Source organism: Frigoribacterium sp. CFBP 8766, assembly GCF_014841435.1.
In the GTDB taxonomy this organism is placed as follows: Bacteria; Actinomycetota; Actinomycetes; order Actinomycetales; family Microbacteriaceae; genus Frigoribacterium.
On the sequence record NZ_JACYTX010000001.1, the window covers coordinates 455347 to 470094 of the forward strand.

Sequence of the window (14748 nt, forward strand, 5' to 3'; positions counted from 1 at the left end):
ACCGGGAGGGCCCGGAAGCCTCCGAGGCCCCGGGAGCCCCCGCCTCGGCCACTAGGCTTGACGGGTGCTGAAGCTCGTGGTGCTCATCTCCGGTGGCGGCTCGAACCTGCGTGCCCTGCTCGAGGCCGCGCACCACGACAGCTACCCCGCCCGCGTCGTCGCCGTCGGCGCCGACCGCGAGGCCGACGGCCTCGAGCACGCCGAGCACTTCGGGGTGCCGACCTTCACCGTGCCGTTCTCGAGCTTCGACGACCGGGCGTCTTGGGGTGACGAGCTGCTCGCGCAGATCCGCCAGTGGCAGCCCGATCTCGTCGTGCTGAGCGGTTTCATGCGGCTGCTGCCCGTCGGGGTCGTCGACGCGCTGAGCCCGCACCTGATCAACACGCACCCCGCGTTCCTGCCCGAGTTCCCGGGCGCGCACGGCGTCCGGGACGCGATCGCCGCCGGCGTCGACCAGACCGGGGCGAGCGTCATCGTCGTCGACGCCGGCGTCGACAGCGGCCCGATCCTGGCGCAGCGCCGCATCCCCGTGCTGCCCGGCGACGACGAGTCGTCGCTCCACGACCGCATCAAGATCGTCGAGCGGGAGCTGCTGGTGCAGACCGTGCGCGAGATCGCCGACGGAACGACCGACCTCGAGGAGACGAGACCCGCATGAGCGGCCACCAGATCGACCCCACCCTCTACCGCGACCGGGACGCCGTCCCCGTGCGCCGCGCGCTCATCAGCGTGAGCGACAAGACCGGACTCCTCGACCTGGCCGAGGCGCTCGCCGCGGCGGGCGTCGAGATCGTGTCGACGGGCTCGACCGCGTCGACCATCCGCGACGCCGGCCACGACGTCACCGACGTGAGCGCCGTCACCGGGTTCCCCGAGTCGCTCGACGGCCGGGTCAAGACGCTGCACCCCGGCATCCACGCGGGCGTGCTCGCCGACCTGCGCCTCGAGTCGCACGAGCAGCAGCTCGCCGAGCTCGACATCGCGCCGTTCCAGCTCGTCGTCGTCAACCTCTACCCGTTCGTCGAGACGGTCGCGTCGGGCGCCGAGGCTCCGGCCGTGATCGAGAACATCGACATCGGCGGGCCTGCCCTCGTGCGCGCCGCCGCCAAGAACCACGCGAACGTGGCCATCGCCGTGTCGCCCGCCAGCTACGGGCAGATCGTGAAGTCGCTCACGCTCGGCGGCACGACCCTGGCCCAGCGGCAGCGCCTGGCCGGCGAGGCCTTCGCGCACACTGCCGCCTACGACACGGCCGTCGCCGCCTGGTTCGCCGAGAACGTCGGGGCGCGGGCCGAGCACGAGGCTGGTGCCGACGCGGCGACCGCAGCCGAGGAGGTGCGGGCCGGGTCGGCGGCGTTCGACGCCCCCCAGCACGTCGTCCTCGAGGGCACGCGTCAGGCCACGCTCCGCTACGGCGAGAACTCGCACCAGCAGGCCGCGCTGTACGCGTCGCCCGAGGGCGCCGGCATCGCCCAGGCCGAGCAGCTGCACGGCAAGGAGATGTCGTACAACAACTACGTCGACGCCGACGCCGCCCTGCGCGCCGCCTACGACTTCGCCGAGCCGGCCGTGGCGATCATCAAGCACGCCAACCCCTGCGGCATCGCCGTCGCCTCGGCGGGCGCCGTCGACGCGATCGCTGACGCGCACCGTCGCGCCCACGCCTGCGACCCCGTGTCGGCCTACGGCGGCGTCATCGCCGCGAACCGCCCGGTCACCCTCGCCATGGCCGAGACGGTGAAGGACATCTTCACCGAGGTCGTCATCGCCCCCGCCTTCGAGCCCGACGCGCTGGCGCTGCTGCAGACGAAGAAGAACATCCGGCTGCTCGTGCTGTCCGCCGACTTCGCCCGCCCGACCGTCGAGGCACGCCAGATATCGGGCGGCCTGCTCGTGCAGCAGGTCGACTCGTTCGACGCCTTCTCCTCGCAGGGCTGGACGCTGGCCGCGGGCGTCGAGGTCGACGCCGCCACGCGCTCCGACCTCGAGTTCGCCTGGCGGGCCTGCCGCTCGGTCAAGTCGAACGCGATCCTGCTGGCCGACGCGGGCGCCTCCGTGGGCGTGGGCATGGGCCAGGTCAACCGGGTCGACTCGTGCCAGCTGGCCGTGACGAGGGCGGGGGAGCGGGCCCGCGGCTCGGTCGCCGCCTCCGACGCGTTCTTCCCGTTCGCCGACGGCCTGCAGGTGCTGCTCGACGCGGGCGTGCGCGCGGTCGTCCAGCCCGGCGGGTCGATCCGCGACGACGAGGTCGTCGCGGCCGCCGCCGCCGCGGGCGTCACGATGTACTTCACCGGCGAGCGGCACTTCTTCCACTGAGCCGTCGAGCCCTCGTCGACCGACGCCCCGGCCCGTGCGGCCGGGGCGTCCGTCGTCCGTCCTTCGCCGGCCGTGGTGGCACGCACGTGCCGCTCCCTCCGCCCGCTCCGCCGGCGCGCGGCCACGGCCGCCCGGACACCTGTCGCGCATCTTCTCCTCGCTCGCCCTTGCGGGGGAGGTGTCAGCACACATATCCTGAAAAGCTGCTCACAGCCGGTCGCTCGCGACTGACATGACGGACGAACGACGACCTGCACAGGAGGACACGATGAACTCGACGCTGACCACGGTGGCCTCGGCCCCCGCCGGTGCCCTCGTGCCTGCCGCCCGCACCTCCGTCGCCGCCCGCCGGGCAGCCCGGACCCTCGTCGGCTAGGCCGAGCGGGACGCAGGCCGGGCTCGCCGCCGGCACCGCACCTCCTCCACCCGAGCGCCTCGTGCGCTCCACATCAGGGTCGCCGCCGTGCCCTCGCCAGGGCACCGGGCCGCGACTCCCTCCCCAGTCGGTCGCCGCCGTGACGGCACCGCCGCTCCCGATCACGACACTTGGATCAGCCATGTCCCCGAAGTCCCCTCCGCCCCCGTCCGCGTCGCCGCGTCGCCCGTCGACGTTCCGCGCGCTGATGCGGCTCCACCCCTACGCGAAGCCGGCCGTCCCGCGCATCGTGCTCGGCGCCGTCGCCGCGCTCGCCGCCGCCGTCGTCGCCCTGCTCATCCCCGCCGTGCTCCAGCTGCTGGTCGACGGTCCGCTGTCGAGCGGCGACCGAGCCCAGGTCTGGCCCGCCTTCGCCGTCGTCCTCGGGCTCGGCATCGTCGAGGCCGTCATGATCGGCCTCCGTCGACGGCTCGTCCTCACGCCCAGCACCCACGTCGAGGCGTCGATGCGCAACTCGCTCTACGCGAAGCTGCAGGACCTGCCGGTGGCGTTCCACGACCGGTGGCAGAGCGGCCAGCTGCTCAGCCGGTCGGTCAGCGACCTCTCGCTGATCCGGCGCTGGCTGGCGTTCGGCCTCGTCCTGCTGGTGGTCAACGTGTTGACGATCATCGTCGGCTTCGCCGTGCTGTTCTTCTACAGCTGGGCGCTCGCGCTCCTGTTCATGGTCGCGTCGATGCCCGTGTTCTTCGTGAGCTTCGCGTTCGAGAAGCGCTACTCGATCGTCGCGCGGCGCAGCCAGGACCAGGTCGGCGACCTCGCGACCAGCGTCGAGCAGAGCGTGCACGGCATCCGGGTGCTCAAGGCCTTCGGCCGCGGCAAGCACTCGCTCGACGAGTTCGCCAAGCAGGCCGACGACCTGCGCGGCACCGAGATCGAGAAGGCCCAGGCCATCAGCCGGCTGTGGCTGTGGCTGCTGCTCGTGCCCGACGTCGCCTTCGCCCTCTGCCTGCTCGGCGGCATCTGGCTGGCCGCCGACGGCCAGCTGACCGTCGGGCAGCTGTTCGCGTTCTTCGCGACGGCCACCGTGCTGCGGTGGCCCGTCGAGTCGATCGGGTTCCTGCTCTCGATGACCTTCGACACCCGCACGGCGGCCGACCGGTTCTTCGAGGTGCTCGACAGCGAGAACGCGATCACCGATCCTGCCGAGCCGGTCACCGTCGAGGCGCCGGAGGGGCGGCTCGAGTTCGCCGACGCGCACTTCCGTTACCAGGACAGCCCGGCCCAGTACCCGGACCTCGTCAACGGCGTCGACCTCGTCGTCGAGCCGGGCGAGACCATGGCCCTCGTGGGGCTCACGGGCTCGGGCAAGACGACGTTGCTCGCGCTCGTCTCGCGGCTCTACGACGTCACGGGCGGCAGCGTCCGGATCGACGGCGTCGACGTGCGCGACCTGTCCCGGCAGGAGCTGCGCCGCCTGGTCGGCATGGCGTTCGAGGACGCGACGCTGTTCAGCGCCTCCGTCCGCGACAACGTGCTGCTCGGCCGCCCCGACCTCGCCGACGACCCCGCCGAGGCCGACCGCGTCATGCGCGAGGCCCTCGAGATCGCCCAGGCCGACTTCGTCGAGCGCCTGCCCGACGGCGTCGACACCCGCGTCGGCGAAGAGGGGCTGAGCCTCTCGGGCGGGCAGCGCCAGCGGCTCGCCCTGGCGCGCGCCGTCGCGGCGCGTCCCGCGATCCTCGTGCTCGACGACCCGCTGTCGGCGCTCGACGTCGACACCGAGGCCCGGGTCGAGGCCGGCCTCCGGCGGGTGCTCGCGTCGACGACCTCGTTGATCGTCGCGCACCGTCCGTCGACGGTCACCCTCGCCGACCGCGTCGCCCTGCTCGAGAACGGCAGGGTCACCGCGGTCGGCACCCACTCCGACCTGCTCGCCACGAACGAGCACTACCGCTGGGTGATCTCGTCCCTCGACGACGACACCACGCCCGCCCGAGAGGAGGTGCTGGCATGACCGAGCAGACGACGCACGACCAGGCCACGCGCCGCACCGATGACGCGCCCGACGGCGCGGTCCGTGACGATCGTCTGGTCGACGGCACCGGGGGCGGCCCCGCCCACGAGGCCCTCGACGGCCGCACCCCGGCCGAGAAGCGGGCCGAGCAGGGCTCGACGACCCAGGGCGTCCGCGGCGAGGAGCGCGACGACTTCACCAAGGCCGAGAGCAAGCGGCTCCGTCGACGGTCGCTGCGCCTCCTCGGCTCGCTGATCCGTCCGCTGCGCTGGCGGCTGGCGCTGATGGCGGTCGTCGTCATCGTCAGCACCGCCTCCCAGGTGGCCGGCCCCGCCCTGATCGCCTTCGGCATCGACACCGCCCTGCCTGCCCTGATGGACCGACAGGACTGGGCGCCGGCGATCCTCGTGGTCGTCGTCTACCTGGTGACGGGCGTGCTCGGCGCGGTGCTGATGGCGCAGTACACGGTGCTGTCGGCGCGGATCAGCCAGGCGATCCTGTTCGACCTGCGCAAGCGGCTGTTCCTGCACACGCAGCGGCTCAGCCTCGAGTTCCACGAGACGTACACGTCGGGGCGCATCATCTCGCGCCAGACGAGCGACCTCGACTCGATCCGGGAGCTGCTCGACTCGGGCATCAACCAGCTCGTCTCGGGCCTGCTCTACATGGGGTTCACCGCGATCGCGCTCGTCAGCCTCGACGCGCCGAGCGGGCTCGTGCTCGCCGTCGCGCTCATCCCGCTGATCGCGCTCACGAGGTGGTTCCAGGTGCGCTCCCAGAAGCTGTTCCGCGCCACGCGCGTCGCCAGCGCCCGGGTGATCGTGCACTTCGTCGAGACGATGACGGGCATGCGGGCGGTGCAGGCGTTCCGCAAGGAGGCGCGCAACGAGAAGGAGTACGCCGGCTACGTCGAGGAGTACCGCCAGGCCAACTCGAAGGTGTTCACGCTGTTCGGCACGTTCGACCCGGGCCTGGTGCTGATCGGCAACGCCACCCTCGCGGCCGTCGTGCTGTTCGGCGGGTTCCGCGTGATCGACGGCTCGCTCGAGATCGGCGCCCTGCTCGCGGCGGCGCTGTACGCGAAGCGCTTCTTCGACCCCGCAGAAGAGATGGCCATGTTCTACAACGGCTACCAGTCGGCCTCGGCGGCGCTCGAGAAGATCTCGGGTGTCCTCGAGGAGGAGCCGAGCGTGCCCGACCCCGAGTCGCCCGTCGACCTGCGGCACGCGAAGGGCGCCGTCGTCTTCGACGACGTCGAGTTCGCGTACTCGGCCGACACGGTCGTGCTGCCCGAGTTCGACCTCGACGTGCCCGCGGGGCAGACCATCGCGCTCGTCGGCTCGACCGGCGCCGGCAAGTCGACCCTGGCCAAGCTCATGTCCCGGTTCTACGACCCGACCCGTGGCCGCGTCACGCTCGACGGCGTCGACCTGCGCGACCTGCACCCGAAGGACCTTCGACGAGCCATCGTCATGGTCACGCAGGAGGCGTACCTGTTCTCGGGCTCGGTGGCGGACAACATCTCGCTCGGCAAGCCGGACGCGACCCGCGACGAGATCGAGCGCGCCGCCCGCGCGGTCGGCGCGCACGAGTTCATCGTGGCGCTGCCCGACGGGTACGACACCGACGTGAACAAGCGCGGCGGGCGGGTCTCGGCCGGGCAGCGCCAGCTGCTGTCGTTCGCGCGGGCGTTCATCGCCGACCCGGCGGTGCTCATCCTCGACGAGGCGACCGCGTCGCTCGACATCCCGTCGGAGCGCATGGTGCAGGAGGCCCTGCAGACCCTGCTCGCCGACCGCACCGCCGTGATCATCGCGCACCGGCTGTCGACGGTGGCGATCGCCGACCGGGTGCTCGTCATGGAGCACGGCCGCGTCGTCGAGGACGGCACGCCCGCCGACCTCATCGCCGGCACCGGGCGGTTCGCACAGCTGCACGCGGCCTGGCGCGACTCGCTCGTGTAGGCCGCCTCTGGTGCCGGCGTGGCGTCAGCCGCGCCAGGCCCAGACCGTGCCGTCGTCCGCGACGACGGTCCAGTCGCCGCAGCTCCAGCCGGCCGTCGGCGTCGGGTCGGGCAGCCACGCCGGAGACAGCGGCGGCGCGGCCGTGACCGGCTCGACGGCGGCGCAGCCCGCGGCGTCGGCGGGGAGGGCGGCGCTGTGGAACGTGAGGACCGCCTCCTCGGGGGCCTCACGACGGGTGACCGCCTGGATGTCGACCGCGTCGGTCGGCACCCAGGCATCCAGCACGAACGAGCGCGTGCCCGCCTTCGGTGCGTCGCCGTAGCGGTCGAACTCCCACGTCTTCTCGTCGGAGCCGAGGCCCAGGGCCGAGCAGGAGGAGGCGGTGACGCAGACGACGGCGGCGACGGCGACGACGGCGGCGAGACGGGGGAGCGAGGGCATGCTCCGATCGAAGCGCCTGGCAGCCGCGAGCGCGTCAGCCGAACGGGTCGACCGGCTCGTCCGACAGGTTGACGTCGGGCGACCAGGAGGCGCGCTCGAGGTCGACCCGGACCGTGCCGGTCCGCGACCACCGCAGCGGCGTCCCCTCGGCGCGCCAGTGCTCGAGCGCGCGCTGGCCGTGGCCCTCGGGTGCGTGCCCGGACGCCTTCACGATCCGCCACCACGGCAGGTCCGAGCCCGCGTGCGCCATCACCTTGCCGACGCCGCGCGACGAGCGTGAGCCGACGGCCGCCGCCACCGAGCCGTACGACATGACCCGCCCCTCCGGCACGGACTCGACGACCGAGACGACGCGCGAGACGAAGTCGTCGCCTGACGGGGCGTCGTCGGACGGGGCGTCGTCGGGCGCAGCTGCCCCCGCGGTCACTCGCCCTGCGGCGTCGGGCTGATGGTGAGCGCCGCGAGGTGCTCGCCGTACGGCGTCTCGCCGACGACCTCGAAGCCGATGTGGGCGAAGAAGCTCTCCGGGCCGTCGTCGCCCGGCTCGTAGATGACGGTGAGCGTGTCGAAGCCGCGGCTGCGTGCCTCGCCTGCGAGGGCGTGGATCGCGAAGCGCCCGACGCCCCGGCCCTGGTGCTCGGCCGAGACGTTGACCCGCCAGATGCAGCTGCGCAGGGACTCGTCGTCGGCGTCCGCGTCGAAGTTGCCCATGATGAAGCCGACGACCTCGTCGCCGTCGAGCACCACACGAGGCCAGGCCGTGGTCGGGTTCACGTACGCCTCGGCGATCGAGTGCGAGACCGGGGCCACGTACTGCTCCTGGCCCGGCTTCAGCGTCAGGTTGTTGGCCGCCACGACGGTGGCGGCGGACAGGGTCTCGAGGCGCAGGTCCGACATGGCCTCAGGGTAACGGGGCATCCCCGCCCGGCACCACCGTCGCGGGTGGGAGGATCGGGGCATGCAGACCGACCGTGGCCCGGCGGCGCCGTGAGGCGCGGCACCAACCTCCCGGCCGTCGGCGGCTACAACCGCTCGGTCGTGCTCGACGCGGTGCGGCGTGAGGAGGCCGGGCTCAGCCGGACGGAGATCGCCGAGCGCACCGGCCTCAGCCCGCAGGCGGTGACGAACGTGTCGCGACGGCTGCTGGACGCCGGCCTGATCCGCGAGAGCGGCACCGTCATCAGCGGTCCCGGCAAGCCGCGCACCATGCTGCAGCTCGAGCCGGGAGGCAGCTTCGCGCTCGGGGTCCACGTCGACCCCGCGGTCGTGACCTACGTGCTGCTCGACCTGCACGGCACCGTGGTGGCGCACACGCAGACCCCCACCCCGTCCGCGTCGCGGCCCGACGAGGTCGTGGGGCTGATCGCCCGGACGGTGGACGGGCTCGTGGCGGGCTCCGGCGCGGACCGCGCGCGCCTCCTCGGGATCGGCATCGCGGCGCCGGGGCCGATCGACGTCGAGGACGGCGTCGTCCTCGACCCGCCGATGCTGCCGCGCTGGCGGCACGTGCCCCTGCGCCGGGCGATCGCCGAGGCGACGGGGCTGCCCGTGCTGCTCGAGAAGGACGTCGCCGCCGCTGCCGTCGCCGAGCTCTGGTTCAGCGACGGCGCCTCCCGGCGCGACTTCGCCTTCGTCTACTACGGCACGGGCTTCGGCACCGGGCTCGTCATCGGCCGCGACGTCGTGCGGGGGGCGAGCTCGAACGCGGGCGACTCCGGACACGTGACCGTCGCCTCCTCGGGTCGCCGCTGCACCTGCGGCCGGATCGGCTGCGTGGGCGAGCTGATCACCCCCCACGCGCTCGTCCGTCAGGCGGTCGAGGCCGGCGTGCTCACGGCGGACGACCTGCTGGTCGACGTGCTCGACGCGGCCCGCTCGGAGGGCGACCCCGACGACCTGCACCGGATCGAGGAGGCGCTGGTCGCGTTGGCACGCAAGGCCGCGGACGGCGACGAGGGGGCCCTCGAGATCCTGCACGATGCTGCGCGGCACCTCGCCCGGGCCGTCGTGGTCGTGCTCAACCTGCTCGACCTCGCCGAGGTCGTCTTCGGCGGGCCGTTCTGGCACGTCGTCGCCCCCTGGGTGCTCCAGGTGCTGCCGGAGGCCGTGCGGTCGTCGGCCGCGCTCATCGCCAAGCACCCGATCGCCCTCGAGCAGTCGGCCATCGGCACGGACGTCGCGGCGGTGGGCGCCGCCTGCCTCGTGCTCGACCACGCCTTCTCGCCCAGGCCGTCGGCGTTGCTCATCTCCGCCTAGGGGCGGGCGCCGGCGTGGCGGACCGGGACCCTCGGTCGAGGGGCACGGCTCGGTCACGACGTCTTGACAAGCAATAACTCCATACGGTGTAGTAACTCCACGGACCGGCGACGACGCCGGTCGAGCGATGGAGCAAGGGAGCACCATGACTCGCACGACGAACACCCGACGACGTCGCGTGCTGGCGGTCGCCGCCGCAGCGACGACCACCGTCCTGCTGGCAGCCGGCTGTGCCGGGGGCAGCGGCGGAGGCGACGAGGACACGCTCAAGGTGGCGTACCAGAAGTTCGGCACCTTCACCCAGATGGACGACCACATGAAGGCCGTCGCCGCGGAGTTCGAGGCGGCGAACCCGGACATGACCGTCGAGCTCGTCCCCATCGCCGGCCAGAACGACGACTACTTCACCAAGCTCGCCCTGATGAACCGCTCCCCCTCCACCGCCCCCGACGTGCAGTACGAGGACACGGCGAAGCTGAAGAGCGACGCCGCGGCCGGGTTCCTGCTGCCCCTGGACGAGTACACCGAGGCCTGGGACGACTGGGACATGTTCTACGACAACGCCAAGGAGGCGGGGGTCGGCGAGGACGGCAAGCTCTACGGAGTCCCGATGGGCACCGACACGCGGGCGCTCTGGTACAACGAGGAGCTCTTCGCCGCCGCAGGCCTGCCCGTGCCGTGGGAGCCCGCCACCTGGGACGACGTCCTCGACGCGGCCGCGACGCTGAAGGAGGCCTCCCCGGACGTCGTGCCCTTCAACATCTACTCCGGCAAGCCGCAGGGCGAGGGCGCCACGATGCAGGGCTTCGAGATGCTGCTCTACGGCACCGAGGGCGGCACCCTCTTCGACGACGACGAGGGCAAGTGGGTCACCGGGTCGCAGGGCTTCGTCGACTCCCTCGGCTTCATCGAGGACGTCTACCAGGGCGGGGTCGGCCCGACCCCCGAGCAGGCGCTCGACACCAACATCGCCACGATCGTCGGCGGCGAGTGGCTCCCGCAGTCGAAGGTCGGCATCGCCCTCGACGGGTCGTGGCTGAGCGGCACCTGGCTCGAGACGGGCACGAACCCGTGGCCGGAGTGGAGCGAGGTGCTCGGCCAGGCGCCCATGCCCACCCAGGACGGGCAGGCCCCCGGCGCGGTCAGCATGTCGGGCGGCTGGACCCTCGCGGTCGGCGCGAACAGCGCGAACCCCGACAAGGCGTTCGAGTTCATCGAGCAGTCGCTGAGCAAGGAGGGCTCGCAGTCCTACGACATCGCCGCGAGCCAGATCGCCGTGCGGAGCGACGTCGCCGAGGACCCGGAGTACGTCGCCGCCAACCCCTCGTTCGAGTTCTTCTCGTCGATCGTCCCCGTGACGCACTTCCGCCCGGCCACCACCGACTACAACCGCATCTCGAGCGAGATCACCATCGCGATGGAGGCGGTGATGACCGGCCAGCAGAGCCCGGAGGAGGCGGCGGCCGCGTACGACGAGGCCCTGGTCGGCATCGTCGGCGAGGACGCGACGGTCGAGGCCGACTGACGATGGCGACCCTCGCTCCTGCCCCGGTCGGTCGCGACGGCGACCGGCCGGGCGGCCCCGGCGCGGGGCCGGGAGGTGAGCCGTCCGGTCGCCGGGCTGGCGCCTCCCGGGCCCGTGCCCTCCGCACCGCCGGACGCACCGTCCCGCTGGTGCCCGCGATCGTGCTGCTCGCGATCTTCTTGCTCGGCCCGGTCATCTCGTCGTTCTACGGTTCGTTCACCAACGCCTCCCTGACCGGCTACGCCGCCGGCGGCTCGGAGTTCGTCGGCTTCGCGAACTACCGCGAGCTGTTCGCCGACCCCGACTTCCCCAAGTCGGTGCTGCTCACGCTCGCGTTCGTGTTCTTCTCCGCCGTGGTCGGGCAGAACGTCGTCGGGCTCGGCGTCGCCCTCCTGATGCGCTCGGCGAACAAGGGCGTCCGCGCCGTGGTCGGCACCTTCGTGATCGCCGCGTGGGTGCTGCCCGAGATCGTCGCCGCGTTCGTCGCGTACGCGTTCTTCAACGACGGCGGCACGCTCAACACGATCCTCGCCGGCCTCGGCGTCACCGGGGCGAACTGGCTCTACACGTTCCCGCTGATCTCGGTCATCATCGCCAACATCTGGCGCGGTGCCGCCTTCTCGATGCTCGTCTACTCGGCGGCCATCCAGGAGGTGCCGCCCGAGATCACGGAGGCGGCCGAGATGGACGGCGCCGGCGGCCTCAAGCGCCTCGTCTACATCACGCTGCCGGCGATCCGTCGCAGCATCTCGACGAACCTCATGCTCACGACCCTGCAGACGCTCTCGGTCTTCACCCTGATCTTCGTCATGACCGGCGGCGGCCCGGGCACCGACAGCTCGACGCTGCCGATCCTCGCCTACCAGGAGGCCTTCCGCTTCTCGCAGCTCGGCTTCGGCACCGCGATCGCGACCATCATGCTGCTCGTCGGGGCGGTCTTCTCGATCATCTACATCAGGGCGCTCAAGCCGGAGGTGGACTGACCGTGGCCATGACCTCGCCCAGCGGCCGCCGGCTCGCGCTGGTCTCGAACCTCGTCCTGGTCGTCGTGGGGCTCTGCTTCGCGGTGCCGCTCGTCTGGCTCGTGCTCGCCTCCGTCGACACGGACGCGTCCCTCTCGGCAGCCGTGCCCGACGAGTTCACGCTCGACAACTTCAGGCAGGTGCTCACGCCCGAGATCTCGTTCATCCCGCTCGCGAACAGCCTCGTGCTGTCCGGGGGCTGTGCGCTGATCACCGTCGTCGTGGCGATCCTCGCCGCGTACCCGTTGTCGCGCTACCGGATGCGGATCAACAAGCCGTTCCTCTACGGCATCCTCTTCGGGACGTGCCTGCCGATCACCGCCATGATGGTGCCGGTCTACAGCCTGTTCGTCTCGCTCGACCTGATCGACTCGATCGGCGGCACCGTGTTCTTCCTCGCGGCCTCCAGCCTGCCCATGGCGATCTGGATGTCGAAGAACTTCATGGACTCGGTGCCCATCTCGCTCGAGGAGGCAGCCTGGACGGACGGCGCGTCGATGTTCTCGACGCTGACGCGCGTCGTCGTGCCGCTCATGCGGCCCGGCATCGCGGTCGTGTTCATCTTCGTGTTCATCCAGGCGTGGGGGAACTTCTTCGTTCCCTTCATCCTGCTGCTGAGCCCCGACAAGCAGCCCGCCGCCGTCAGCATCTTCAACTTCTTCGGACAGTACGGCTCGGTCGCCTACGGCCAGCTCGCGGCCTTCTCGATCGTGTACTCGGTGCCGGTCATCGCCCTCTACGTGCTGGTGTCGCGCACCCTCGGCGGGTCGAACGCCCTCGCCGGCGGGGTCAAGGGGTGATGTCGCTCCTCCACGACCGCGCCTGACCTGCCCTCGTCCCACCGGATCACCGAACCTCCGCGCGCTCGTGCGCGCCGACAAGGAGACTCTCCCCATGCACGACAACACCGCCCTCGTCGAGGCCCGCATCGACCGCTTCGTCCTCGACCGGATCACGCCGAACATCTACCGCCGCGCCGCGCCGCTCACCGTCGAGGCGTGGGAGGTGCCGGACGAGCCCGTGCCGTTCGCCGAGGCCGTCCGTCAGCAGTTCGTGCCCTTCGCCCCCGGCACGCCGTGGAGCCGGCCGTGGGGCACCACCTGGTTCCGGGTGACGGGCGTGGTGCCCGAGGGCTGGGGCGCCGACCCGGCCACGGCGCTCGAGGCCGTCGTCGACCTGGGCTTCAGCACTCGTCAGCCCGGCTTCCAGGCCGAGGGGCTCGTCTGGCGTCGCGACGGGACGCTCGTGAAGGCCATCGAGCCGTACAACGGCTACGTGCCGCTGGCCCTGGTGGGCGGCTCGGCCTCGCCGGGGGCGCCGATCGAGTTCTTCGTGGAGGCGGCGTCGAACCCCGACGTCGGCGGCAACTTCTTCTACCTCGAGACGCCCATGGGCGACAAGGCGACCGCGGGGACGGCACCGATCTACACGCTCCGGACCCTCGACCTCGCCGAGAGGGACACCGTGGTGTGGGAGCTCGACCGCGACATCTGGACGCTGCTCGGCCTGATGCGGACCCTCGACCCCGGCACCCCACGGCGACACGAGATCCTGCGCGCGCTCGAGCGGGCGTGCGAGGTCGTCGACCACGACGACGTCGCCGGGTCCGCAGTACTCGGGCGCGAGGCGCTCGCGGGCGTGCTCGCATCGCCGGCCGCCGCCAGCGCCCACCGCGTCGTCGCGACCGGCCACGCGCACATCGACTCGGCCTGGCTCTGGCCCGTCCGCGAGACTCAGCGCAAGGTGGCGCGCACCTTCTCGAACGTCGTCGCCCTGATGGACGAGGACCCGGACTTCGTCTTCGCCGCCTCGAGCGCCCAGCAGTACGCGTGGGTGAAGGAGCGCTACCCCGACCTCTTCGCCCGCATGAAGGAGAAGATCGCCGAGGGCCGGTTCGTGCCGGTCGGCGGGATGTGGGTCGAGTCCGACACGAACATGCCGGGAGGCGAGGCACTGGCCCGTCAGTTCGTGGCCGGCCACGCCTTCTTCCGGCGCGAGTTCGGGATCGAGTGCGACGAGGTCTGGCTGCCCGACTCGTTCGGCTACACGGGCGCCATGCCGCAGATCGCCCGCGCGGCCGGTGCCCACTCGTTCTTCACGCAGAAGGAGTCGTGGAACGAGACCAACCGGATGCCGCACCACACGTTCCTGTGGGAGGGCATCGACGGGAGCCGGGTCTTCACGCACTTCCCGCCGGTCGACACCTACAACTCCGACCTCTCGGCGGTCGAGCTGGCACACGCCGAGCGCGAGTACAGCGAGAAGGGCGTCTCCAACGTCTCGATCGTGCCGTTCGGCTGGGGCGACGGCGGCGGCGGGCCGACCCGCGAGATGATGGCAGCCGCGAGGCGGGCCGCCGATCTCGAGGGCTCGCCGCGCGTGACCGTCGGCACCCCCGCCTCCTTCTTCGCGCAGGCCCGTGACGAGATGCCCGACCCGGCGGTCTGGTCGGGCGAGATGTACCTCGAGTTCCACCGGGGCACGTACACCTCGCAGGCCCGCACGAAGCAGGGCAACCGCCGCAGCGAGCACCTGCTGCGCGAGGCCGAGCTGTGGTGCGCGACCGCGGCCGTCCGGGGTCTGCTCGACTACCCGCACGACGAGCTCGACGAGCTCTGGCAGACCGTCCTGCTGCTGCAGTTCCACGACATCCTCCCCGGCTCGTCCATCGCCTGGGTGCACCAGGACGCCGAGCGGAACTACGCCCGGGTCGCCGAGCAGCTCGGTGCGTTGACGGCCAGGGCGCAGGAGGTGCTGGCCGGGCAGGGCGACGTGGCCGTCGCCTTCAACGCCGGCCCGGTCCCGCACCGCGGGGTGGGCGCGTCGTCNGGCTG

The 14748-nt window shown here is 72.0% G+C and carries 12 protein-coding genes; 9 read left to right on the plus strand and 3 right to left on the minus strand.

The annotated features are described in order from the left end of the window. Positions 1-64 precede the first annotated feature (64 nt). The 4 genes from purN (at position 65) to IFT90_RS02200 (ending at position 6670) form a co-directional block, all read left to right on the plus strand. A complete protein-coding gene (gene purN / locus IFT90_RS02185) occupies positions 65-658 on the plus strand; it encodes a phosphoribosylglycinamide formyltransferase (RefSeq protein WP_192040775.1) in 594 nt (197 codons plus the stop codon). After that, positions 655-2316, plus strand: a complete 1662-nt coding sequence (gene purH, locus IFT90_RS02190) for a bifunctional phosphoribosylaminoimidazolecarboxamide formyltransferase/IMP cyclohydrolase (protein ID WP_192040776.1) — start codon at positions 655-657, stop codon at positions 2314-2316. Before purN ends, purH begins: the two co-directional genes overlap by 4 nt. A gap of 557 nt (positions 2317-2873) precedes the next feature. Further along, positions 2874-4706, plus strand: coding sequence for an ABC transporter ATP-binding protein (locus tag IFT90_RS02195; RefSeq protein ID WP_192040777.1), 1833 nt, complete (start codon positions 2874-2876; stop codon positions 4704-4706). Continuing rightward, positions 4703-6670, plus strand: coding sequence for an ABC transporter ATP-binding protein (locus IFT90_RS02200; RefSeq protein ID WP_123547761.1), 1968 nt, complete (start codon positions 4703-4705; stop codon positions 6668-6670). The genes IFT90_RS02195 and IFT90_RS02200 overlap by 4 nt, the downstream gene beginning before the upstream one ends. Before the next feature lie 24 nt (positions 6671-6694). On the opposite strand, the gene IFT90_RS02205 is transcribed toward IFT90_RS02200, so the two are convergent. The 3 genes from IFT90_RS02205 to IFT90_RS02215 are packed head-to-tail and all read right to left on the minus strand — an operon-like array spanning position 6695 to position 8008. Continuing rightward, a complete protein-coding gene (locus IFT90_RS02205; RefSeq protein WP_192040778.1) occupies positions 6695-7111 on the minus strand; it encodes a hypothetical protein in 417 nt (138 codons plus the stop codon). A 34-nt stretch (positions 7112-7145) separates the two neighbouring features. Continuing rightward, positions 7146-7538: an MGMT family protein gene (locus IFT90_RS02210; RefSeq protein ID WP_192040779.1), complete on the minus strand. Its 393-nt coding sequence runs from the start codon at positions 7536-7538 to the stop codon at positions 7146-7148. Next, entirely contained in the window at positions 7535-8008 is a 474-nt protein-coding gene (locus tag IFT90_RS02215; RefSeq protein WP_192040780.1) for a GNAT family N-acetyltransferase, read from the minus strand. Before IFT90_RS02215 ends, IFT90_RS02210 begins: the two co-directional genes overlap by 4 nt. 90 nt (positions 8009-8098) lie before the next feature. Between IFT90_RS02215 and IFT90_RS02220 the strand changes: the two genes are divergently transcribed. The 5 genes from IFT90_RS02220 to IFT90_RS16785 all read left to right on the plus strand — a co-directional run. Further along, positions 8099-9367: an ROK family protein gene (locus IFT90_RS02220; RefSeq protein ID WP_192040781.1), complete on the plus strand. Its 1269-nt coding sequence runs from the start codon at positions 8099-8101 to the stop codon at positions 9365-9367. A gap of 145 nt (positions 9368-9512) precedes the next feature. Next, positions 9513-10892, plus strand: a complete 1380-nt coding sequence (locus IFT90_RS02225) for an extracellular solute-binding protein (RefSeq protein ID WP_244638587.1) — start codon at positions 9513-9515, stop codon at positions 10890-10892. A gap of 2 nt (positions 10893-10894) precedes the next feature. Further along, the gene (locus IFT90_RS02230; protein WP_192040783.1) at positions 10895-11875 is read left to right on the plus strand and encodes a carbohydrate ABC transporter permease; all 981 of its coding nucleotides are present in this window, start codon (positions 10895-10897) and stop codon (positions 11873-11875) included. An 8-nt stretch (positions 11876-11883) separates the two neighbouring features. Beyond that, complete coding sequence (locus IFT90_RS02235) at positions 11884-12714, plus strand: carbohydrate ABC transporter permease (RefSeq protein ID WP_192040784.1); 831 nt, start codon at positions 11884-11886, stop codon at positions 12712-12714. Positions 12715-12808: 94 nt separating this feature from the next. Next, a partial coding sequence (locus IFT90_RS16785; RefSeq protein WP_371812061.1) for an alpha-mannosidase occupies positions 12809-14742 on the plus strand: 1934 nt, incomplete at its 3' end. Between the last annotated feature and the right edge of the window lie 6 nt (positions 14743-14748).

Coding starts and splice junctions, on each gene's coding strand:
- purH (WP_192040776.1), top strand. CDS start 655: ATGAGCGGCCACCAGATCGACCCCACCCTCTACCGCGACCGGGACGCC.
- IFT90_RS02225 (WP_244638587.1), top strand. CDS start 9,513: ATGACTCGCACGACGAACACCCGACGACGTCGCGTGCTGGCGGTCGCC.
- IFT90_RS02200 (WP_123547761.1), top strand. CDS start 4,703: ATGACCGAGCAGACGACGCACGACCAGGCCACGCGCCGCACCGATGAC.
- IFT90_RS02205 (WP_192040778.1), bottom strand. CDS start 7,111: ATGCCCTCGCTCCCCCGTCTCGCCGCCGTCGTCGCCGTCGCCGCCGTC.
- IFT90_RS02235 (WP_192040784.1), top strand. CDS start 11,884: ATGACCTCGCCCAGCGGCCGCCGGCTCGCGCTGGTCTCGAACCTCGTC.
- IFT90_RS02195 (WP_192040777.1), top strand. CDS start 2,874: ATGTCCCCGAAGTCCCCTCCGCCCCCGTCCGCGTCGCCGCGTCGCCCG.
- IFT90_RS02230 (WP_192040783.1), top strand. CDS start 10,895: ATGGCGACCCTCGCTCCTGCCCCGGTCGGTCGCGACGGCGACCGGCCG.
- IFT90_RS02215 (WP_192040780.1), bottom strand. CDS start 8,008: ATGTCGGACCTGCGCCTCGAGACCCTGTCCGCCGCCACCGTCGTGGCG.